Consider the following 21,222-nt stretch of genomic DNA (forward strand, 5'->3'; position numbering starts at 1 on the left):
GGAGATCTAATCCAATGGTTCGACAACCCAAATACGATAACCATCCGGATCACCAATGACAGCTTCTTTAACTCCCCACTCGCGGTCAACCGGTTCCTGGACCATTTCACCACCAGCACTTTTAACGGATGCAACAGCCTGTGCCACATCATCCGTAATTAACTCAAAAACAATTCCTTTTTCCACCGGTTCAGGTTCATCAATGATATGCAGCATAACGCTGATTTTACCTTCACCTTCCCCAACGGAAAAATAAGCCATGCCGTTTTCCACAAAATCTTCAGTCAGATTCAGCACATTTTTATAAAAATCAATTGACTTGTCCAAATCTTTTACCGGAATAATAATCGTATTGATTTTTTCAATTTTAAAGTTAGCCATTTTTATTTCTCCCTTCACTTTATAAATGTCTCCAATACATCAATCACTTTCTTAACCTCTTCTTTGTTGATTGAAAAATATTTTGTGTTCCCTACTCTTCGGATGGACACGAGACCCGATTTGTTTAATTGGTTCAGATGGCGTGATATCGTGCTTTGTTTCATGTTGAGTTCTTTAATAATTTGCTGTGCAAACATTTCCCTGTTTCCGGCCAACAATCCAATGATTTGCAGCCGCGTTTGATCCCCCATCCCCTCGAATGCCGGCGAAATTGCCGTGAAATCCGGCGCATTCATTTGTTTTTCCTCATTATCTTCTGAAGGTTCAAACATAATGTACATGTGTTGGTCTGCATTGAAAAAAATCAGCAGCCGGTCTAAATTAATGACAGGTATAAACGTCACACGTTCCGCCCGCTTTAGATTATCCAGTTCATTGGTGTCAGGGGATAGTCCAGTCACCTCAAGGAGTGCTTCATCATTTGTCCGGTACTGCTTGGATAGGAGATGATCATTTTTCCGCTGCCATTCCTCTAACCGTTTACCTTCTTTTCCCCAAAGCTCTTTAAATCCGGATGACCATACCCCTTCTATTAAGTGGATAATTTTCGCTTTCACCAGTTCCAAGTCATCGTAAAACGCAAGAGATTCCTCTATGTCATCTACTGACCAGCTTTGCAAAACAGCCTTTATGGCACTTCGCCGATTTTCCGGATCTTTTAATTCTTCCTTTTCCAAACTGACATCCATCATCGTATCTTCTACTAATGGCATATTGGGCAGATACTGATAGTAGTAGTACATCGTTTCTCTAATTCCATAAATGAGGAGTTCCAATACCTCGTCATCAGACATTCCTTTCCACCAGCCAATAAACTGCTTCCAACCCTCGTTCAAATTCTTATGCTTTTTCATGTAAAATTCCCGGAAAATAACACCATGTGCAAAAACAGTTCTTAACAGGCGTAAGTCTTCTATAACATTTTTTGGCAATTGGCTGGAAAAATCCCTTAACCACTCCGAAGAATGAGCAGAGCTGTTTAAAAAGTAATCAGTCAGCTGAATGTTGGTAAGCAGATTAACCCCCAATGATTGCTCCATATTAATATCCGGCGATGGATAGGCAGGTACAAAAAAATCCTTTTCCATAATACACCTCCTCACATCATATATTCATATATTGAATATTTGTATATTGATTATTATAAACAAATACTTATTAATTTTCAAGTAACTTTCTAACCATATTTTGCCGCAAATAGAAAGGAACCTATTTTGGATAAAACAGATCAAAATAGGTTCCTTCCAGGCGGTTTAACAGGACTTAAAATTATTCATTTTATAGCTAAGCGATTTTCCGCAATCGTGCCGTTCGTAAGACGTAAGATAAAAAATAATGGAGTTCATAAGAACATTTCAAATAAAGCCTAGTTTATTTTTTTCTCAAGTCTACATTTTATTCATTTAATAGTAATTGTTTTTCATCTTAAACAATACCGTCAAAAGATAATTTGCGGGCTGCTATTGGAACAATCCAAGGGTCGACATCAGAATAATTTATACCAGTTAAAGGCGAATATTCATCCATGAACAAGTTAATTATTTTCTCTCTAATAGAATCAAATAACCTGACTGCATTTTATGGTGTATTTGGCGGCAGAACAGCAAAACGAATCATAATTATGAATTCAGCTATGTCTGCTTCCGTATCTCTTGCAATGGCAGCATCTAGGTAGCCGCACTATAGCAAAAAATTATTGCTTACTATCCTGAAAATTCTTAAAGCTGCCTATCCCCATTAAAATTCCTCCACCAATACCGATTACCATTCCAAATAGTGTCCATTGTTAAATAAAAATTCCAAATAGAAATAAAATGAACCCTGTTATAAGAACTTTTTTCAAAGTAATCCACTCTTCCCTTCTACCTTTCCTTTCTGGCGAAAACCCTCCTAATCCTTTTCAATCTATTATACTGTTATTCCCTCCAAGAGTATTCAAATGATACTTTACTTTTCGACAAAATGGTTTAAAACATCCAACTTCCTTTGATCTTTATTATTATTTTTTGTTCTGCGATAACCGTCCAGCAATGACCTATTGTAAATTTTTAAGTAATCTGAAATGGATAACGCATAATATCTGGCTCCATGTTCTTCCACAATAGCTAAATCCTTATAATTTACACCTGCAAAAGGCTTTAAATCCTCGATATATGCAATTCCGATATTAATCTTATTTTTCCTAAATTCATGTTCATGCACGTCAGTAAATTCATATCCTAACTTTTCCATTACCATTTTAAGGAATCTCCATTTCTCCTCTAGGAAAGTTAGCGGAACAAGAATATCTATATCCTGTGGGGAGAAGTCAATTCCGGTTACTTTTTCCACTCCCAGGGAACCATAAAGGACAGGAACGATATCCAATTCTTTATTTAATGTTTTAGCAATGTTAATAAACTCATGATACAAAATCATTGGTCCCCCTCCAATAACAACCCGCTTCCATGTCAGATAAACCGCAAATGCTGATTACCATGAAAAACCTTCAAAATATTATCTTTATCAGGAACATTCAGCTTCTCATATGACAATAAAAAGTCTTTGTTATCATAAGGAACCTCAAAAAAAGAAACATCAATTTGACCCGTATCTCCAATATTCAACTTCGCATAGGGTGCAAAAGGTTTATAGTTACATCCTAAAGAACTTGGATTTAGGTAAAGCTTGTTTTCTGACTTGAAATGATGAATTATGTGATGGTGTCCGAAGCATATAACGTCTGCGCCATATGTGTTATAAATTTCTTCAAGTCTTTTGGTGGTCGGTTCATTATCAATTGGCAAAAACTCATCTTTTTTATCCAAGTGGTAATGGACAAACAAAAAGTCCTTTCCGTTTATTTTTTCAAATTGCTTCTTGGAGATGTTTTGTAACTGCGGAAAAAATTTCGCATCTAATCCAGAAGCGACCCATTCCTGGTGTTCTCTTTCTTCATCCCCGCCGGCACTTCCTGGTTCTTTTCCCTGGAGTATTTTTAAAATAGCTTCGTCATGATTTCCCATTACAAAAGAAATATCCTTACGGGAAATCAATAGTTCAAGAACCTCATTAGTTTCATGTCCAATGCCAATCAAATCACCGAGACAGTAGATGTGTTCGATTTGTTCATCTTTGTCAATATCATCTAAAACAGCTTTCAATGCTGCACTATTTCCATGGATATCGGCTATAAGTGCAACTTTACAGTTCATACCATCACATCCTTCAACAAACTTCATTTATTTGTGTCTTTTGTTCTTTTCTTCTATAAACAAATAAAATATAGTCATTCCGGTTCAAATCCAAAACGTCAGACCTACTATACCATTATCAACTAACACTGAGATAAATATTGCATTTATGATCAGCATTATCGAGGCAATCATTTTTGCCGACATTTTTAATCCCCCTGATACCCTAGAATAACTACAAACATTGAGAAATATGTATTATACGTTGAATAACAGTATCTACTTCCTTATTATCTTTAATAACAAATAAGCGGTCTGCTTCACCTTCCACAGGATCTGTCACATCATCTATTAGAGAATCAGCCTTTTGCCTGGTAAGCACTTCCTCAAAACTTTCAGCGCTCCTGAATACAGATGTACTTCGCTCTGTTTCAGCAACCCGGGCCTGAAGAATATCGTCTGGTATATCAAAATGGACAAGGATGCGAAAGAAATCAGATTCAGGAAAAAACTGTTCAAGCAGATCCACTCTGCCTTTTCGATTTCGATTTGAGTTACAAACGATAAGATGATAATCAGTTTTCTCAATGGCATAATTGACAATCAACCGGGAAATGGCATGTTTAAGCGTGTTGGGGCCATTTTTTGGTTGTAACGATTTATAATACGAATTGATAAACTCAGCGTGATTGTCCTGGTCAACCACAAGGGAGTTATCCAACTCCTGTTCTAAAGCATGGGCGAATGTCGTCTTCCCGCTGTGTGTTTTACCGACTGTAATAATTACTAACCTTTTAATGACTTAACTCCTCTCGATAGAAAAAAATATCTAGTTCAATTCTTTAGAACAAATTATTGGTGCTTTATTTTTGTCAGTTACATCGATCAAAGCGACTTCTTTTATTTTCCCATCAATAGTTCCACACCTTGTTAAGCAATATTGAAATGCCTCAGTTAATTTCTCCGGAGGTAATCTGTTTGCAATGGTGCAGTGAGGTATCCATTTGTCCGGCAAGTACAAGGAATTTGTGTCATCATTAAATTTTTCGAAGTATTTATGATAACTATAGTGAAATTCAATCAAGTCCTTAGTAACAATAGGTTGAAAGAACAATGCTCCTGAATTAAGAAAGGAGCCTATGGTATTAAATGATAGATCGATAGCCGGTTTATCCCCATAAAAGATGTCCAATTGTTCTATAAAGTCCTTTATGTTTAAGTCATTATAACTTGCCAATGTTATATGTGGTATTCTATTCTCTACTTCATATGCGTATGTGGAAATCGACTTTTCCTTTAACTCTTTCCAAATCTCCATTACCAACTGTTCCGTTTTTTCATCAAATATAGCTATAAATCCATACATAATAGCCCGCCTTTTAATTATCCCTTAATTCAGATAACTGTATAAATTCTTCAACATCTTTGATGCACAAATTTAGCCCTTTCTCCCAAAACGTCTCTGATGTAATATCTTCTCCGAGATGTTTCGACACCAAATCCTCGACCGACATTCTCCCGGAATCGCGAAGTAAAGCAAGGTAATCCTTTTCAAATTCCTTTCCTTTTTCCTTTGCCTTTTCATATAAACTAAGTGCAAACAAGTATCCAAACGTATATGGGAAGTTATAAAATGGAGCTTTGGTAATATAATAATGCGGGGTCCAGGCCCATGAATGGATAGGGACATTTCCAAGAGAACCGTCATAACCCTTATCTATCGCTGCTTTCATTAAATCATTTATTCGTGAAGGTGAAACATATCCCTCTTTTCTTTCTTCATAAAAATCTTTCTCAAACAAAAATCTGGAGTGAATGTTCATAAAGTTCATTACACTGCGTTTTAACTTTTCATCTAACAAAAACAGCTTCTCTTCATTCGAACTTGTTTCTTTAATCGCTGCATCTAACAAGATCATCTCTGAAAAAGTGGAGGCAGTTTCAGCTAAACTCATTGGATATTGCTTGCTCAATCCATCAACTGTCTTCATGGCATGATTGTGAAAAGCATGTCCCAGTTCATGCGTTAAAGCTAGGACATCCTTTATAGTTCCACCAAAAGTCATGAACACCCTGGATTCGCCAGTGAGCGGAAAAGATGCACAAAATGCTGCTGCTGATTTGTTTAGACGGTTTTCTGATTCAATCCATCCCTTTTCAAATGCATTTATAGTAAAGTTCTCTAATTCAGGCCCAAAACGACTAAGGTGCTTACATACAAAATCAACAGCCTTCTTGTAGTCGATCTGCTGCTTACTTTCTATTACCGGAGCCCAGAAATTATAAGCACTAAGTTTTGTTTCGCCCAAAAGTTCAGCCTTTTTATTTAGATAGTCGACAAAAGGTTTTTTATGATTACTAACCGCCCGCCACATTGCATTCAATGTATGTTCTTCCATCCGGTTATCTGCTAAAGGTTCTTTGAGAACATTATCGATTCCTTTATTTTTATAAACCTGTAAACGAAATCCGGCAATGTGATTTAGAATTCCAGCAAACAATTCTTCCTTTTCTGTCCAAGTATTTTCAAATGCCTTATGCGATTTTTTGCGAACTTCTTCATCAGAGTGTGACCTTAAATTTAATGTCTGGCCCACTGAAAATTTATATGTTTCATTGTTGAAGGTAATAGGAACTTTTATATTACTTACAAATTGATTATAAAACTGACCCCACCCATGATACCCATCAATCATTAAATCAGACACTAATTTTTCTTCATTACCAGATAGTTGCAATTTACCTTTTTTGCGCCATTCATTTAATATGAATTCGTATTTGCTTAATAGCTTAGAATCCAGCAAACCTTTCCAAAGTGTTTCTTCCGTAATTGAAAGGATTTTTTGTGTTTTTTGAATTAACGATTCAAAATCAGCACTTATGTACCCAATCTTACCTCGAAGTGATGCAGCCTTTTGATCTTTTGGGTCCTGTGCCAGCAAGCATGTAATAAAGGAGTTAGTTTGTGACAAATGAATTTTGATGTTACTTATGTATTCAATTAACTCTTTAACCTTTATTGAATCATCAACCTTTTCCGGAGTTTGAAAATAGTCTACCTTGCTTTTAAATTCATTAATTCTAATTTCCAATTCTTCTATGTGTTTAATAAATTGGTTCGATTCACTTCCACCAGGGAATATAGAGTCCAAGTCCCATATTTTTTGATATTTAATGTCTTCCATCCTTTCCCCCACCCAAAACAAGAATATACGTTCACTTATAATGTGACAGATATCTATTTGTTGTCAACTATAATTTCCGCTGCTTTAATCCCTTCACCAACTCAATTTCATCTATGATTGGAATTCCATCATTACCTGTTAAGGGGATTTCAGGTTTAAGTTTCCTTGCTTTTTCCACTGCATTTTTTATGATTTTGGACAGGATAAATCCGCGTTTTTGATAAAATTTTAACGCTAACAAATTATCATTAGTAGTAACTAGTTTGACAAGTTTACAATTTTTCTTAACGGCAAGATTTTCAACTTCCCGAACAAGTAATGATCCAATTCCCTTGCCTTCTTCAATACTGTCCAACGATATAATTTCACATTCGTTATTTTCTATAATATATGTAATCAAACCAGTAATTTTATCCTCTTCGTTTAAAACTGCAAACCCATCTAACGTACTGCAATCATATATGCCACTTGAAATTACCATCTCCGGACTTCCCCAATGGAGCTTAAAAAATTCTATTATTTTATCTTTTGGTAAATCCTCAATTGCTATGACATTCATTAATAAACCACCTCTTTAACTTTTGAACCATATTGACTTCGTATAGCCTATTTTCATACCTGCCCGTTCTGAAAATGCAGTTGCATTCCCAAACGGTTAAATTTCCACACCCATAAGATTCCCGATTATCTCCCTGATTGCAGTTAATATGGATAAAAGGGCATCAATTTCTGAACGTTCTAATCTCGCCGCCAATTCTTTATTAACAACAAATGTCACTTCCCTGACAGGCTTCTTTACAATAATTCAACAAAACCATCTATAATTCCTTTCTTTTTCTAATTAAGTAACTTGAGTCTTGCAAAAAATATGTCGCTAACTTTTTTAATTACGCGGCCGGCGCAGAAATAAAGGTAATCGATTTTACTTGTCAAGTTGATAAACATATTTCAGGTCCGCCTGATGGAGCCAAAAAAATCCCTCACTGCACATAGGCACTTGAGAGATTTGTCATTTGGAATTCCCGAGGGTGGAATCACATCCCCCGGGCATGATTTTTCTATTGATTATTCTTCTGTCCTTGCTGATTTTGCCCCTGTCCCTGGTTTTGTTGCTGCTGCATTTGCTGTTGTGCCTTCTGCAGCTGCTCTAAACTGATGACTTGGGCATTATTCTTAACATCTTCAGGGACTGTAATTGGTTCCTCTACTTTTCCATTAATTTCTGTTGTTGTATCCATACCGATGCTCATGTTCATTCCTTGGAATGGCATTTCAATTACCATCTGCTGTTCCATTTTCGACTGTTCAAATGTTTCTTTATTAATGTAATATGTTTGCGCCATGCTTTTTACCTTCATCTGCTCCAGAGCATTTCCTACTCCCAGTTGCTGCATCTGCTGACCCATCGAGCTTTTGATTTGTTCCATAGCCATATCCATCACTTTTGTGGAAGCTTCTTCATTAAGATTTATTTCCACAACAAACATGTCATTTTCTTCTTTCATGCTAATCAGCTCTTTACCGCCATCACTGCTGGACAATTCTTTCATCATTTCGGCAAATTGCTTCATTTGCTCGGCTGGATTCTTCCCTTGGCTTTGCTTAGTAAGCTGATCCAGATTCATGCCTTCAACACCAATCCACTGGCCGTTTGGTCCTTTTGTATACATGACATTATCAACATAATAGTTTTCCATCGGCATTTGTTGACCTTGCATATTCATCTGACCAGACATCTGCATTGTAATAGGATCCATTGTCATTTTGGAATCCATATCCATCTGCTGTTCAACCACCTGTTGATTCTCACCTTGCTGCACGGTAACATTCTGTTTGGTGGTGGAGGTGAAATCCATCCCCGGCCAATCCAGCATGGCTTCACTTGATTTCGTAATCACATCCATTGCCGTAAGTTCTTCTTTTTCTTCTCCCGATTTTGACTGTGCACTTTCTCCTTCAGCCCCGCTTCCGGATGTTTCAGAATCCGTTTGACCACATCCAGCAGCCAGCAGCACAATCACCATCATCGCAAATGCTATGTACAAAAAACGTTTCAAAATAAAACTCCTCCCTGTTTCAAAAAATAATTCTTTGTTAGCCTGACACAAAAAAATAAACCAGATTTTTGATAATAATCCAATTTATGTTTATCAATCTATAATCATATCATCGATTGAAATGATTATCATGATGATTAAGTCTCGTTTTTTTCGTTTTATAGTCTTTTGTATATGTTGATGATCAGAATCCTGTAAAACAAGGATAGATAATTAGCTTCCATTCTTATTTAAACAATTTGATGGAATTACCACTGCACCACATGCTTTCTCATAAAACTCCATTGGTCCTGCTCCGCCAATAATGGCATACTCATACCCGATATCCCTCATATCTTTCAGGCAGTAATGGAGAAGTGAATAGCCTATTCCCTTAATCCTGTTTGACTGCGTGACACCCATCGGACCGAAATAGCCCTTCTTATTTTTATATACATCAAAAGCAGCAAAACCGATTATATCTCCTTGGGTGTCTAATGCTATGTATATTGTAGGCTCTTTTGATGAAAAGCCTTCTCTAATAGTTTGTGACCATCCTTTCGAAAAGTTTTTTTCAACAAAGTGGACAAGATTATTTTCATCACTCTTGTTCACCTTACGCACTGCATTAGAAGTGATGTTTGGGAAAGTATATGCACCAAGATGCGTGATCATATCTCTTGCGGTTGTACCGAGGTTCATAATTATTTCTCTGTCTTCTTCCGTTAAAAAACTATCAACTACGCCTGTTTTTATTAATGCTTTTAGTAAATGACCCTCATTTAAATAGATTTGATTGTACCTTTCCATATAGTTAAAGGCAACTTCCATTACATTTACTACGTCTTCCGTAACAGCCATATTAAACAAGTCATAACTGATTGCACGGTGTTTTGTATTACTTTTCCCATTCTCAATTATCTCTCTTAAAGTTGTTTCTTGAAGCGTACATTTTAGATTTATTTCTCCCAGGGCTCCTGTTTTTTGCTTGATACTGGCAAGAAGCAGGTGTGCAGGCTGCAACACTTGATATTTAGAAATCTTGGCTTCTTTCTCTGCATCTTTAAATATTTTCACCAATCTGTCAGCGATACTAACATTTGCTTTATCCAATTTTGGCTCCCCCTTTTTGCAATTCAACTTACCGTATTTTCTCTAATTCTACCACAACCAATCATTTCCCTTTCTTTTTTTATGAGAAAAACGCATCGGACCCTCCAATAAGAGAAACCAATGCGTTTCAATGTGATATATTTTAAACTGCAAAACCTAAAGTCCTTTACTTTTATACGCGGATCGTGAACGATATTGCTGAGGTGCACGTCCCAGATAATGTAACGGTAAACTGTAAAAATGAATCAGCCGTGTGAATGGAATGGATGCGAACAGTGCAAATGCTGTAACCACATGAACCTGAAATATGAACGGAACCGCGCCCATTAACTGATACTGGGGCCGGAACACAAATAAACTGCGGAACCATGGACCTATTGTATCGCGGTATTCATAGGCAACAACGGTTGTATTATAGATCAGTGTCATATAAACGCCAATGCCCGCCACAATGATCAGACTGATTACGGAAAAATAATCAGCAAATGTGGCGTGAACCCGGACACGGTTGTACGTCATTTTACGTATCAGCAAAATAACCGCTCCGACTACAACCATTAATCCAGCTGCTCCTCCAGCCCAAATTGCCAGGACATGATACATATGATCAGTCACACCAAGCGAGCGGTAAAATCCAGCCGGAATTACCATACCCATCACGTGACCAATAAACGCAAACAGCAGTCCATAATGAAACAAAGGCGAACCAATCCGAAGCCATCTTTTTTCAAAAAATTCGGTTGATGGCGCTACCCAAGTTAACTGGCGGAATGCAAACCGGTAAATACTTCCGAAAAGCATGATTGTTAGTGTAATGTATGGAAAAATCACCCACCAGAATATTTCTGCCATCCTGTCACCCCCTTGCTGTGTGTTTTTTCATTCCTAGTTATACATGATCGGGTAAGGTAATTCTTCCAGATCAGCTTTTTCCCGCTGCTGCTCCAGTTTTTCCAGTTCTACTTTTGATGGTGTATCTAAAACATACTGCATTAAAACTGAAAAAATTGGATAATACGGGCTGTCATCAGGTAAGTGATTATAGATTCGCTGTGTTGCAGCAGCCAACCGGCTGATCAGCCGTGTATGGCGAATTTGATTATTGGTAATTGCCACCAGTTCATACAGCATCGGGATATAATCAGCCAATTCATCATCGACTCGTTCATAACCTGCTTCATTTACTGTTTTTTGAAGCTTAATTAAAGCTGCTCCACGCTTGGGACTATCACCAAACTCGTGCGCAGAAAGGTATAATCCAGCCTTTTCCTTTAAATCAAACGTCGACACATAGATTTCCCGTAAATCATGCAATGGAATACGATAGACAGAATCCGCCGCATTCCTGACTATTTTTTTAATCGTGTCCAACGTGTCCAATCCCTCCACACAATCTCTGACATCTTCCTCATCCTTACCGGAGGGATAGCTGAGCATTCGTGATGCAATCATTAACAAATCTGCTTTGTAACTTTCCATTTAACTGCCCCTTTCGAATGGATAGGTTACCATGCCTTCAGGCGGTGCAAGCTCTTCAATACTGCATGACCCCTGTCGATAATGCAGGTCATCGTCCATTTCTCTGCGCCCGGTCGGAATAACAAACCGTTCATCATATTTTGCCACACCCAATAAACGCGCCATTTCTTCTAACGTTTCAATGTCAGTCCCGGCTTCTTCCAGCAATTTGCTTTTTCGCAAATCATCAACTCCGCCAACATTGACAGAACGCATATGCACACGCATAGCTGTCATCTTCAGGAGTACTTTCCGAATGACGCTGGTATCTCCCGCCGAAAGGATCGATGCCAGATATTCAACCGGAATTCGCATCTGATCGACTGCAGGAATATATCCGTCCGTGTTTAACTCCTGTTCGTTGGTAATATGATTCATGATTGGGCTGAGTGGCGGAACATACCAGACCATCGGCAATGTCCGGTATTCAGGATGCAGCGGGAGAGCAATTTTCCACTTCATCGCCATTTTATAAATTGGTGAATTTTGCGCCCCTTTAATCCATTCGTTATTAATACCGGATTCTTCCGCCTCTTTTATCACTTCCGGATCAAATGGATCCAGAAAACAGGATAGCTGTGCTTCATATAAATCCTGCGGGTCTTCAACGGACGCAGCTTCCTTTACCTTGTCGGCGTCATAAAGCACAACACCAATGTAACGAATTTTGCCGACACATGTTTCTGAACATATCGTCGGAAGTCCTGCTTCCGTTCGTGGATAACAGAAATTACACTTTTCCGCCTTGTGTGTATTCCAGTTATAATAAACCTTGTTATAGGGGCAGCCATTCATACAGAAACGCCAGCCCCGGCATTCTTCCTGATCCACCAATACAATACCGTCTTCATCGCGTTTGTATAATGCACCTGACGGACAGGACGCGACACACGACGGGTTCAGGCAATGTTCACAAATCCTTGGCAGATACATCATGAATGTTTTTTCATATTCCATCGCGATATGGTCCTGCAGTTTTTTAACAGTAGGATCGCGCTCAACAACTTCACTTCCACCAGCAAGATCGTCGTCCCAGTTTGATCCCCATTCCGGTTTGTCCATGTAATCACCGGTAATCAGAGACTTTGGTTTTGCTACAGGGAGATGTTCCGACTTCGGACTTTTGATCAAATGTTCGTAATCATATGTCCAGGGTTCATAGTAATCGTCCATCGAACCCATATTTGGATTGTAAAAAATATTCATCAGCTTGGTTACCGGTCCGCCCGCTTTAAGACGGAGCTTTCCATTCTTTAATTCCCAGCCGCCTTTGTAATAATCCTGATTCTCCCATTCCTGCGGGTAGCCGACACCTGGTCTTGTTTCGACATTATTAAACCACATGTATTCCGTTCCCGGTCGATTTGTCCACGTCGTTTTACAGGTAACCGAACATGTGTGGCAGCCGATACATTTATCCAGGTGCATAACCATCGCAACCTGTGATTTAACCCTCAAGCCAATTAACCTCCTTCATTGGTTTAATAATAGCGATTGTATCCCGCTGGCTTCCGGTCGGACCGTAGTAGTTAAATCCGTAACTCAGTTGGGCATAACCACCGATCATATGGGTCGGCTTTGTCGTTATCCGGGTAACACTGTTATGGGTCCCACCCCGTTTTTTGGTAACAGTTGTCCCCGGAACGCCCATCGTCCGGTCCTGTGCGTGATACATATATGCCGTTCCCCGCGGCATCCGGTATGTCAATATAACTCTGGCGGAAATCGCACCATTCCGGTTGTATACCTCTATCCAGTCGTTATCCTTTAATCCAATCGAATGTCCATCTTTTTCATTCATCCAGACTACCTGCCAGCCACGGAATAGCTGTACCATTGGCATTGATTCGGTGAACATTGTATGGATTCCCCATTTCTGATGCGGGGTCAAATACCGGACCGTAATGGATTTATCCTGATGTTTCGGTTCGTCTTCACCTTTTACATATGGTCCTTTGTTAACCGGCGGAAGATATGTTGGCAGTCCTTCCCCGAAATCAAGCATCATTTCGTGGTCAAGGTAAAAGCTTTGTCTGCCGGTCAGTGTCCGCCACGGAATACTGTACTCGGTATTAACTGTGAAAGGGGAATACCGTCGTCCATCTTTCTCCATGCCGCTCCACATTGGTGATGAAATCGTCTGACGCGGCTGTGCTGTGATGTCTGCCAATGTAAAAGCGTCTTCCTCGTGCCCTTGTGCAATTTCAGTTAATTGCTGTCCTGTTTTTGCTTCCAGTGATTTCCACCCTTCTACAGCACGTCTGCCATTGGAAGCACCGGACATGAGCAGGATTGATTCAATTGCTTTCACATCCTTATATAGATCCGGATGGCCTTTTCCGATCCCATCCCGTTTCGAGACACCGAGGCGTTGTTTCAGTTCTTCATAAACTTTCTCTCCAGGAAATGAGACGCCTTTTCCTCCATACCCTTTTTTCAAATCAGGGCCAATCGTCGTCATTTTTTGGTAAACATTCGGATAATCCCGTTTGACGACTGAGAAGTTTGGCATCGTCTTACCTGGAATCGCTTCCGTTTCCCCTTTACGCCAGTCTAAAATCTTACCGTTCGGCTGAGCGATTTCATCCTGTGAATCATGACCTAATGGGGAGGTTACGATTTCCTCTATTTCACCCGGTAAATGTTCCTCGGCAAGTTCCGAGAATACTTTAGCAATTTCACGGAATCCATCCCAGTCACTCTTTGCTTCCCATGGTGGGGAAATGGCCGCATTAAAAGGATGGATAAACGGATGAAGGTCCGTTGTACTAAGGTCGAACTTTTCATACCATGTCGCTGTTGGAAGAACAATATCCGAAAACAGTCCTGAACTTGTCATCCGAAAGTCGATACTTACAAATAAATCGGTCTTCCCTTCCGCAGCATCATCGTTAACATTGATTGTTTCCGGCCGCCATGACGTTTCTGACTCCGCCATTACCTGGTCGTCACCACCAATTAAATGCTTCACAAAGTATTCGTGTCCTTTTCCACTGTCTCCAAGTAAATTCGAGCGCCAGTTAAAGAAAACCCTTGGAAAGTTTCGTGGATCGTCCGGGTTTTCGATTGACCAGTCAATCTCGCCATTTTTCACTTTATTAACAACTGAGTCGATTATTTGCTGGTTGGTTTCAGCACCGCCTTCTCTCGCTTCTTTTACAAGGTCAATCGAATTTTGTGAGAACTGCGGGTATGACGGCAACCAGCCAAGTCGGGCTGCCAACGCGTTAATATCAGCCGGGTGCATGTCGTTATATTTGCCGCCCCATGCTGTGTCTTTCATAACATCCCGTTCCTCATAACGGTACTGGTCCGTTGCAAAATAAAAGAAGGACGTCCCATTTTGCAGTCTGGCCGGATAGCCCCAGTCTTTTCCAAATGCAACCACCTGCCAGCCCTCAAGCGGACGAACCTTTTCCTGTCCGACATAATGGGCCCAGCCACCGCCATTGACACCTTGCGAGCCTGTCAGCATTACAAGATTTAAAATGGAGCGGTAAATCTGATCACTGTGGAACCAATGATTTGTTCCGCCACCCATTGCAATCATTGATTTTCCTTCCGTCCGATTGGCATTATCAGCAAATTCTCTTGCAACCTGGATTACGTGCTGCTTTTTAACACCGGTAATACTCTCCTGCCATGCAGGGGTATAAGGTTTCGGATCATTATAATCAGTTGGATAATCCCCAGGAAGCCCGCGACTGACACCTGTATGTGCCATCATTAAGTCATAAACAGTTGTAACCCGGAGTGTATTTCCATCCTTGTCTTTGATATATTTCACCGGTACACCCCGCCGTACAATATCTCCATGTTCCTTGGCGAAATACGGAAACTCAACCTGTGCTGTTTCGTCCGACATATGCAAAAAGGTTAATTCAGGGTTTATGGTCGACCCATCTTCCTTTTCAAGCTTCAGATTCCACTTGTTTCCGCCGTCCCAGCGATGTCCCTGCGTACCATTCGGAACGACCGCTCCATTTTTATTTAAATCCCAGACAACCGTTTTCCAATCACCCTGCTTTTCATCATTATTCAGGTCTGAGGAATGCAGAAAACGCCCGGAACGGTATTCACCATCTTTTTCATCGACTGTAATCAGAAATGGAAGATCGGTGAATTTTTTCGCGTATTTCATGAAGTATGGTGTCGGATCATTCACATAAAACTCTTTCAGGATCACATGTGTCATTGCCATCGCCAGTGCACCGTCTGTTCCTGCCCTGGCCGGAAGCCAAATATCGGCAAATTTTTCATAATCGGAATAATCCGGACTGACGCCAACTACTTTTGTCCCGTTGTATCGTGATTCAACCATAAAGTGGGCGTCCGGAGTCCTCGTTTGCGGTAAATTTGTCCCCCAGATTATAAAATATTTGGTATTGTACCAATCCGCACTCTCCGGTACATCTGTCTGATCCCCCCAAACCTGCGGGGATGCCGGCGGAAGATCGGCATACCAATCATAAAAACTTAAAATATTGCCACCGAGGAAGGACAAAAATCTTGTCCCGGCGGAATAACTGACCATCGACATCGCCGGAATCGGACTGAATCCTGTCACACGGTCAGGTCCATATTTTTTGATGGTATGTATCAGGGCACTTGCGATCATTTCACAGGAATCCCGCCAATTTGCCCTGACAAAACCGCCTTTTCCTCGTGTCCGAACATATTGCTTTCGTTTTTCAGGGTCACTCGTAATATTTTTCCAAGCCGTGACAGGGTCATGTCCTGCATCACGCTCTTCCTTCCAAAGACGGTACAGATCACTGCGGACATAGGGATATTTAACCCGGACAGGACTGTACGTATACCAGGAAAAGCTTGCCCCCCTTGGGCATCCTCGCGGTTCATACTCCGGAAAATCGGAACCATTTGTCGGGTAGTCTGTTTGTTGTGTTTCCGACGTAATAATCCCGTCCTTAACGTAAATCTTCCAGCTGCAGGAACCGGTACAATTAACACCATGTGTCGACCGGACAACCTTGTCATGCCCCCACCTGTTTCGGTACATTTTTTCCCATTTTCGCTGACGCGGACTTTCCTCGGTCCAGCCATCATTTATGCGCTGACCCGGTTTCAAAAACTTCAAATGCTCGAACAGCTTATTTTTTCTACTTTCCATCAGTATCACCAGCTTCTGCTAAATGATTTAATGGATTAAACCGTTCTCCAACCATTCGGAACGTCCCTTTTCCTTCTTCAAGTTCTTCCAAAAATGTTTTAAAATCCGGTACATTGGCAGCTACCAAAATTAATCGTTCTATCGTATCAAAATCATCCTGCTGATAAATCGCTTCGATAACACCCGGTGAAACCGAGCCGAACCGCATCTTCAAAAGTCCTATTAAATCTTCACGATCTTGCTCAATCGCAGCTTCCTGTTCATATCGAAACATATACTCCCTCACTTTCTATGGCTTTACCATTTTAAAATAATCTGCTATAAGCGTTTCCTTACATGCTTGCTTAATCTCTTCACAGAAATCATGAAATGCATCACCAATTTCATGAACATTTTTCTCAGAAAATGTCCGCGTCAGTTCCCGGGTAAACCTTTCACCGAAGCGGACTTGTATTTCCACAGAGGAACCAGCCTTTTCAAATGTTATCTGCACATCATAGGAATGAATATTGTGAGACATCAGCTCCTCCAATAGATGGTCATAAAGCTTAGGGTACACTGCTCGCAATAACTTTCTGCTTGTCTTTGTTTCTTTTGTTTTCAAGCATTGTCACCTCCACGTAATTGTTAATGTTCGGGCAATACCCGCTCCTCTTCCTTGTTGTGTAACTCATCCACAAGTATCAGAGCCTGGAACCGTTGTAGAATACCATCACCGATTCCACCATTTTCTAATATGTCCTTAATTTCCCAGCATATGTACCGTAATAAATCATGGTCCCTGGTTAAAGCAACAATATTGTCTTTTAACTCCGGTGAACTTTCCGAGATTTCTTTATATAAACCTCTTTCCTCCGCATCTGCATGTGCGAGGGTACGAGTTTCCCAATGTTCCAACGTAATATAAGCAGTTTCCAATGCGCGATCCACGTCTCCCTCCATCAACAGATTCCCCAGGAGGTTTGTCAGTTCTCTTGCCTCCTGTAGAGCAGCTTCGTGAATCAGCGCATGACTATCAGCCTTTCTAAGTGCTGGTCCTGACATAACAATCATCTCCTTTTTTCATAATATTTCCTGCAAGTCCAATTCTATACAGAGAAATGGTAATTTTTTCTGGGGGAAGGTGACGGTGCTTGTTTTCTTGCGAGGCAGATGATTTTGACGTGGGGATGATATTTTGCGCGCTTGGGCGGATGTTTCAAGACTTTGGCAGTTCTTTAGTTTTCTGAATGCTGTGTTTTTCTTGGTGAAACTGTTCTTCTCCTGATAAATTCGTTCTTCTCCTGATAAATTCATTCTTCTCCCGATAAATTCGTTCTTCTCCTGATAAATTCATTCTTCTCCCGATAAATTCGTTCTTCTCCTGATAAATTCATTCTTCTCCCGATAAATTCGTTCTTCTCCTGATAAATCCGTTCTTCTCCTGATAAATCCGTTCTTCTCCTGATAAATCCGTTCTTCTCCTGATAAATTCATTCTTCTCCCGATAAATTCGTTCTTCTCCTGATAAATTCATTCTTCTCCTGTTAAATCCGCTCTTCTCCTGTTACTACTGTCCTTCCAAACCAAGCTGCATCTGATTTCTTCCATAAAAAAAGTGGAATGATGCAAAAAACTCCTTCATATATTCGTTATAGGACAACCTTTAAGCGGAGATAAATGAAGGAGGGTTTGCATGAGTATATTTGAACTAATCACGATTTTTGAAATGGAACGAAACCAGCCACCAGAGTCAATTAATGCCCTTTTGGATTTCTATCAGCAAAAATACATCGCGAGTGAAATTGACATAAATGAGTATCGGAAAATCTATTATTATTTGCACCGGCAAGGAGCTATTTCAGCCCATGAACTTGCATGATTTTCTTAAAACTAAAAAAGAAGCTGTACGCATCATGCGTCAGCTTCTCTCTTTTTTTGCTTTCTGCTTAAATAGACAACCGATACAATGAATATGGCAAAAATACCAGTTATCATACCAATTAAAAGCCAGTTAAGCCCCGTATCTTTTTGTACCACATAAACTTCGGCCGTTTCACGTGCAAGACCGATTTTGAATTCTCCTTGTTCATTCACCCGTACAAGATTATCACCAAGCAAACCTTTCAACTGCTTGCCGGAATCTATTCCATCAATTGAAATCGCCTGTGATTCTGTATCATTATTAATGGCAATATAGACCGATTCACCTTCATATGTGCGTTTAAACAAACTCATTGCACCGCTTGAATCGAGCAGTTCATAATCACCTTTTTGCAATGCAGGAAACTGTGCACGCAATGAAGAAATCCGGTTAATGAATTTACTCAATTCCTGGTCGCCGCTATTGAACATCACCATCTTCTGACTTTCTGGAAAAGCACCAGTGCTCATCGGAATTTCCGAACCTTGAAAAATCATCGGTGTCCCCGGAAGTGTGTATAAATAGGTCAGCGCCAGTTTCCAGGTAGTAAATGGGCTCCTGCCATTTTTAAGCAATTTACGTGTGAAACGTTCGGTATACTCGTTATCAAGATAGTTCAAACCATCCTCCTGCTTACTTTGCAACCAGGCGTCATGGACAGCCGAGACAGGTTCACCAGCTTGCGAAAATACATTTGCCATTGGCTCATATAATGCATTGTTTTCAACCGCTTGTATTTCTGTATTCTCAACAATATTACCAGTATAATTTTCGGGATCCAGAATGTCAGCCAGCATATAAAAATCCGGGTTTTTTTCGCTTATGTGTGCAGTTAATTCCTTCAAAAATGCTTGATTTGTCTTGTCAGCTGCATGAAATTTATAGCCATCAATATCAGCTTCGTCAATCCAGTAGTCGGCTGCTTCCTTCAAAAGCTGCTTTACTTCCGCATATGTTTGATCAAGAACAGCTGCCTGATCCAGCCATTGGAACGATTCAACTTCATTATTTTCTTTGATCCAATCACTTTTTTCCGGGTCTTCTGTCATTGGATGTGTTAATGAAACATAGTTAGTGACAAATTCCAGAATTATTTTCATGTCACGTTTATGTGCTTCTTTAACCAATTTTTTTAAATCTTCCATGGTGCCATACTGATCATCAACTTTAAAAAAATCTTCAATCCAATAGCCGTGATAGCCATCAGGTGCATTTTTCATAATCGGTGATAACACCAGCGTTGTATAACCTAATTCCTTTAAAGAATCCAACTTATCTGTTATGCCCTGTAAATCTCCGCCATGATATGCGAGCGGGTCATCAAGATCGACCTGCTTTTGCAGTGACGGATTACCATTGTTAAACCGGTCAACTAAAATGGAATAAATAATTTCACTGTTGATTGAATTTTCCTCTGCTGCAGCAATCGGGGTTCCCAGTCCAAACGAAAAAGAAATTGCCATAAGTATAATGAGTAGGCGTTTCATATATGTGCTCCTTCATTTTTTGATAAAGTTTCCTCCCCTATTATTAATCTTTCACAGTTATAGTCAATAGATTCAGTGACTTTGTCGAAAATACTTCATATTTTATGAAAAGACTAGATTATTGCTATCTGAACTCGCAGCCCGTATACACTTCGCTTTTCGGGGGCGGCTGGTGAGAACATTTACTTAAAGACTCACGTTGTAAAAAGAAAAAACACTGTACCATCGCTCAATCCGAAAAGTCATAATTAGTGGAGAATAAATGGGATAATTCTTTTTCCGGTTGAATATGCAGTTTCGCACTGTTTACAGCGATTGGTCCCTCATTAAAACCGCCGGCAATTAACTGCAGTTTGTGATTATAGTTCGCAATGTCCCCTACCGCAAATATCCCCGGTACTGATGTGGTCATTTGCCCGTTTACTGCAATGGTGCCATCTGCCATTTCCATTCCCCACTCCGCAACAGGGCCAAGTGCTATTTCAAATCCATGGTTGACAATCAATGCATCCACTTCCAGGGTTTCCACCTCACCCGTTTGCAGATTTTTTACCATTATATTTGTAATATGACCATTCTCACCTGTCAGACGATGAACAACGTATGGTGTTTTAACATCGACAGAGGCGTTCTTCATTTTCGAAACACTGTTTTCAATACCAGGAAAATCGGTCTTCCGATAGACCAATGCTACTTGTTCAGCGATGGATTCCAGTTCATTCGCCCAGTCAACCGCTGAATTTCCACCACCGGAAATGAGTACGCGTTTTCCGCGGAAATTTTCCAGACGCCTAATCGTATAATGCAAATTTCCTGCTTCAAATTGACTCGCTTCAGGCAGATCCAGTTTCACTGAGTTTAATGTTCCAAAACCAGTTGCAAGGATTACCGTTCGTGTATAATGTTTTGCTCCATTATCACTGGTTAACATAAATGTACCGTCATCAAGCTTTTTCATATTCGTGCATTGTTCTCCAAGCACAACAGCTGGATTAAATGTCATGGCCTGCTCAATCAATTGATCGGTCAGTTTTTCCCCGGATATATTAGCTATACCGCCAATATCACGAATTATTTTTTCAGGGTAAAAATATGGTACTTTACCGCCTAAAAAAGGCAGGTATTCAATAATTTTCGTCTTCATTTCGCGCATTCCACTGTAAAAGGCGGTAAATAACCCGACAGGCCCGCCGCCGATAATGGTAACGTCATATACGTCATGCTGATTGGACATG

General features: G+C 40.1%; 24 protein-coding genes. 2 read left to right on the plus strand and 22 right to left on the minus strand.

What is annotated here, in order from left to right:
- Positions 1–6 precede the first annotated feature (6 nt).
- Positions 7–381: a VOC family protein gene (locus G6R02_RS12130; RefSeq protein WP_164669504.1), complete on the minus strand. Its 375-nt coding sequence runs from the start codon at positions 379–381 to the stop codon at positions 7–9.
- 14 nt (positions 382–395) lie between these two features.
- The gene (locus G6R02_RS20095) at positions 396–1,529 is read right to left on the minus strand and encodes an ArsR/SmtB family transcription factor (RefSeq protein WP_246202554.1); all 1,134 of its coding nucleotides are present in this window, start codon (positions 1,527–1,529) and stop codon (positions 396–398) included.
- 437 nt (positions 1,530–1,966) lie between these two features.
- Between G6R02_RS20095 and G6R02_RS12140 the strand changes: the two genes are divergently transcribed.
- A complete protein-coding gene (locus G6R02_RS12140; RefSeq protein WP_164669505.1) occupies positions 1,967–2,116 on the plus strand; it encodes a hypothetical protein in 150 nt (49 codons plus the stop codon).
- Positions 2,117–2,388: 272 nt separating this feature from the next.
- Here G6R02_RS12140 and G6R02_RS12145 read toward each other — a convergent pair whose 3' ends face one another.
- The 18 genes from G6R02_RS12145 to G6R02_RS12225 all read right to left on the minus strand — a co-directional run bounded on the left by G6R02_RS12145 (position 2,389) and on the right by G6R02_RS12225 (position 18,113).
- Positions 2,389–2,859 (minus strand): hypothetical protein, encoded by a 471-nt coding sequence (locus tag G6R02_RS12145; RefSeq protein ID WP_164669506.1) that lies wholly within the window; start codon positions 2,857–2,859, stop codon positions 2,389–2,391.
- Between the two features lie 32 nt (positions 2,860–2,891).
- Positions 2,892–3,635, minus strand: coding sequence for a metallophosphoesterase family protein (locus tag G6R02_RS12150; RefSeq protein ID WP_164669507.1), 744 nt, complete (start codon positions 3,633–3,635; stop codon positions 2,892–2,894).
- Positions 3,636–3,849: 214 nt separating this feature from the next.
- Positions 3,850–4,413 carry an ATP-binding protein gene (locus G6R02_RS12155; protein WP_164670403.1) on the minus strand — a complete coding sequence of 188 codons (564 nt, stop codon included), beginning with the start codon at positions 4,411–4,413 and terminating at the stop codon, positions 3,850–3,852.
- Positions 4,414–4,443: 30 nt separating this feature from the next.
- Positions 4,444–4,980 (minus strand): 2'-5' RNA ligase family protein, encoded by a 537-nt coding sequence (locus G6R02_RS12160; protein WP_164669508.1) that lies wholly within the window; start codon positions 4,978–4,980, stop codon positions 4,444–4,446.
- Positions 4,981–4,993: 13 nt separating this feature from the next.
- Positions 4,994–6,799, minus strand: coding sequence for a M3 family oligoendopeptidase (locus tag G6R02_RS12165; protein WP_164669509.1), 1,806 nt, complete (start codon positions 6,797–6,799; stop codon positions 4,994–4,996).
- Between the two features lie 67 nt (positions 6,800–6,866).
- Positions 6,867–7,358: a GNAT family N-acetyltransferase gene (locus G6R02_RS12170; RefSeq protein ID WP_164669510.1), complete on the minus strand. Its 492-nt coding sequence runs from the start codon at positions 7,356–7,358 to the stop codon at positions 6,867–6,869.
- 96 nt (positions 7,359–7,454) lie between these two features.
- Positions 7,455–7,577, minus strand: coding sequence for a hypothetical protein (locus G6R02_RS20255; protein ID WP_281347111.1), 123 nt, complete (start codon positions 7,575–7,577; stop codon positions 7,455–7,457).
- A 280-nt stretch (positions 7,578–7,857) separates the two neighbouring features.
- Positions 7,858–8,856: a DUF6612 family protein gene (locus tag G6R02_RS12175; protein ID WP_164669511.1), complete on the minus strand. Its 999-nt coding sequence runs from the start codon at positions 8,854–8,856 to the stop codon at positions 7,858–7,860.
- A gap of 213 nt (positions 8,857–9,069) precedes the next feature.
- Positions 9,070–9,948 carry a GNAT family N-acetyltransferase gene (locus G6R02_RS12180; RefSeq protein ID WP_164669512.1) on the minus strand — a complete coding sequence of 293 codons (879 nt, stop codon included), beginning with the start codon at positions 9,946–9,948 and terminating at the stop codon, positions 9,070–9,072.
- A 156-nt stretch (positions 9,949–10,104) separates the two neighbouring features.
- A complete protein-coding gene (gene narI, locus G6R02_RS12185) occupies positions 10,105–10,800 on the minus strand; it encodes a respiratory nitrate reductase subunit gamma (protein WP_164669513.1) in 696 nt (231 codons plus the stop codon).
- A gap of 33 nt (positions 10,801–10,833) precedes the next feature.
- Entirely contained in the window at positions 10,834–11,427 is a 594-nt protein-coding gene (locus G6R02_RS12190; protein WP_164669514.1) for a nitrate reductase molybdenum cofactor assembly chaperone, read from the minus strand.
- Positions 11,428–12,924: a nitrate reductase subunit beta gene (gene narH, locus G6R02_RS12195; protein ID WP_164669515.1), complete on the minus strand. Its 1,497-nt coding sequence runs from the start codon at positions 12,922–12,924 to the stop codon at positions 11,428–11,430. It abuts the gene before it with no gap.
- Positions 12,914–16,597: a nitrate reductase subunit alpha gene (locus tag G6R02_RS12200; protein WP_164669516.1), complete on the minus strand. Its 3,684-nt coding sequence runs from the start codon at positions 16,595–16,597 to the stop codon at positions 12,914–12,916. Before G6R02_RS12200 ends, narH begins: the two co-directional genes overlap by 11 nt.
- Positions 16,587–16,871: a hypothetical protein gene (locus G6R02_RS12205; RefSeq protein WP_164669517.1), complete on the minus strand. Its 285-nt coding sequence runs from the start codon at positions 16,869–16,871 to the stop codon at positions 16,587–16,589. Before G6R02_RS12205 ends, G6R02_RS12200 begins: the two co-directional genes overlap by 11 nt.
- Positions 16,872–16,886: 15 nt before the next feature.
- On the minus strand, positions 16,887–17,201 hold the full coding sequence (locus G6R02_RS12210) for a hypothetical protein (protein ID WP_164669518.1): 315 nt from the start codon (positions 17,199–17,201) through the stop codon (positions 16,887–16,889).
- 23 nt (positions 17,202–17,224) lie between these two features.
- Entirely contained in the window at positions 17,225–17,641 is a 417-nt protein-coding gene (locus G6R02_RS12215; RefSeq protein WP_164669519.1) for a hemerythrin domain-containing protein, read from the minus strand.
- 154 nt (positions 17,642–17,795) lie between these two features.
- Positions 17,796–17,933 (minus strand): hypothetical protein, encoded by a 138-nt coding sequence (locus tag G6R02_RS12220; protein WP_164669520.1) that lies wholly within the window; start codon positions 17,931–17,933, stop codon positions 17,796–17,798.
- Positions 17,934–17,969: 36 nt separating this feature from the next.
- Positions 17,970–18,113, minus strand: a complete 144-nt coding sequence (locus G6R02_RS12225; RefSeq protein WP_164669521.1) for a hypothetical protein — start codon at positions 18,111–18,113, stop codon at positions 17,970–17,972.
- A gap of 159 nt (positions 18,114–18,272) precedes the next feature.
- On the opposite strand from G6R02_RS12225, the gene yppF reads away from it, so the two are divergent.
- Positions 18,273–18,458: a YppF family protein gene (yppF, locus tag G6R02_RS12230; RefSeq protein WP_164669522.1), complete on the plus strand. Its 186-nt coding sequence runs from the start codon at positions 18,273–18,275 to the stop codon at positions 18,456–18,458.
- A gap of 32 nt (positions 18,459–18,490) precedes the next feature.
- Here the strand turns inward: yppF and G6R02_RS12235 are convergent, their stop codons facing one another.
- Positions 18,491–19,987, minus strand: a complete 1,497-nt coding sequence (locus tag G6R02_RS12235) for an alpha-amylase family glycosyl hydrolase (protein ID WP_164669523.1) — start codon at positions 19,985–19,987, stop codon at positions 18,491–18,493.
- A 229-nt stretch (positions 19,988–20,216) separates the two neighbouring features.
- A complete protein-coding gene (locus tag G6R02_RS12240; protein ID WP_164669524.1) occupies positions 20,217–21,221 on the minus strand; it encodes an NAD(P)/FAD-dependent oxidoreductase in 1,005 nt (334 codons plus the stop codon).
- Between the last annotated feature and the right edge of the window lies 1 nt (position 21,222).

This window comes from Virgibacillus doumboii (genome assembly GCF_902806455.1).
In the GTDB taxonomy this organism is placed as follows: domain Bacteria; phylum Bacillota; class Bacilli; order Bacillales; family Amphibacillaceae; genus Lentibacillus; species Lentibacillus doumboii.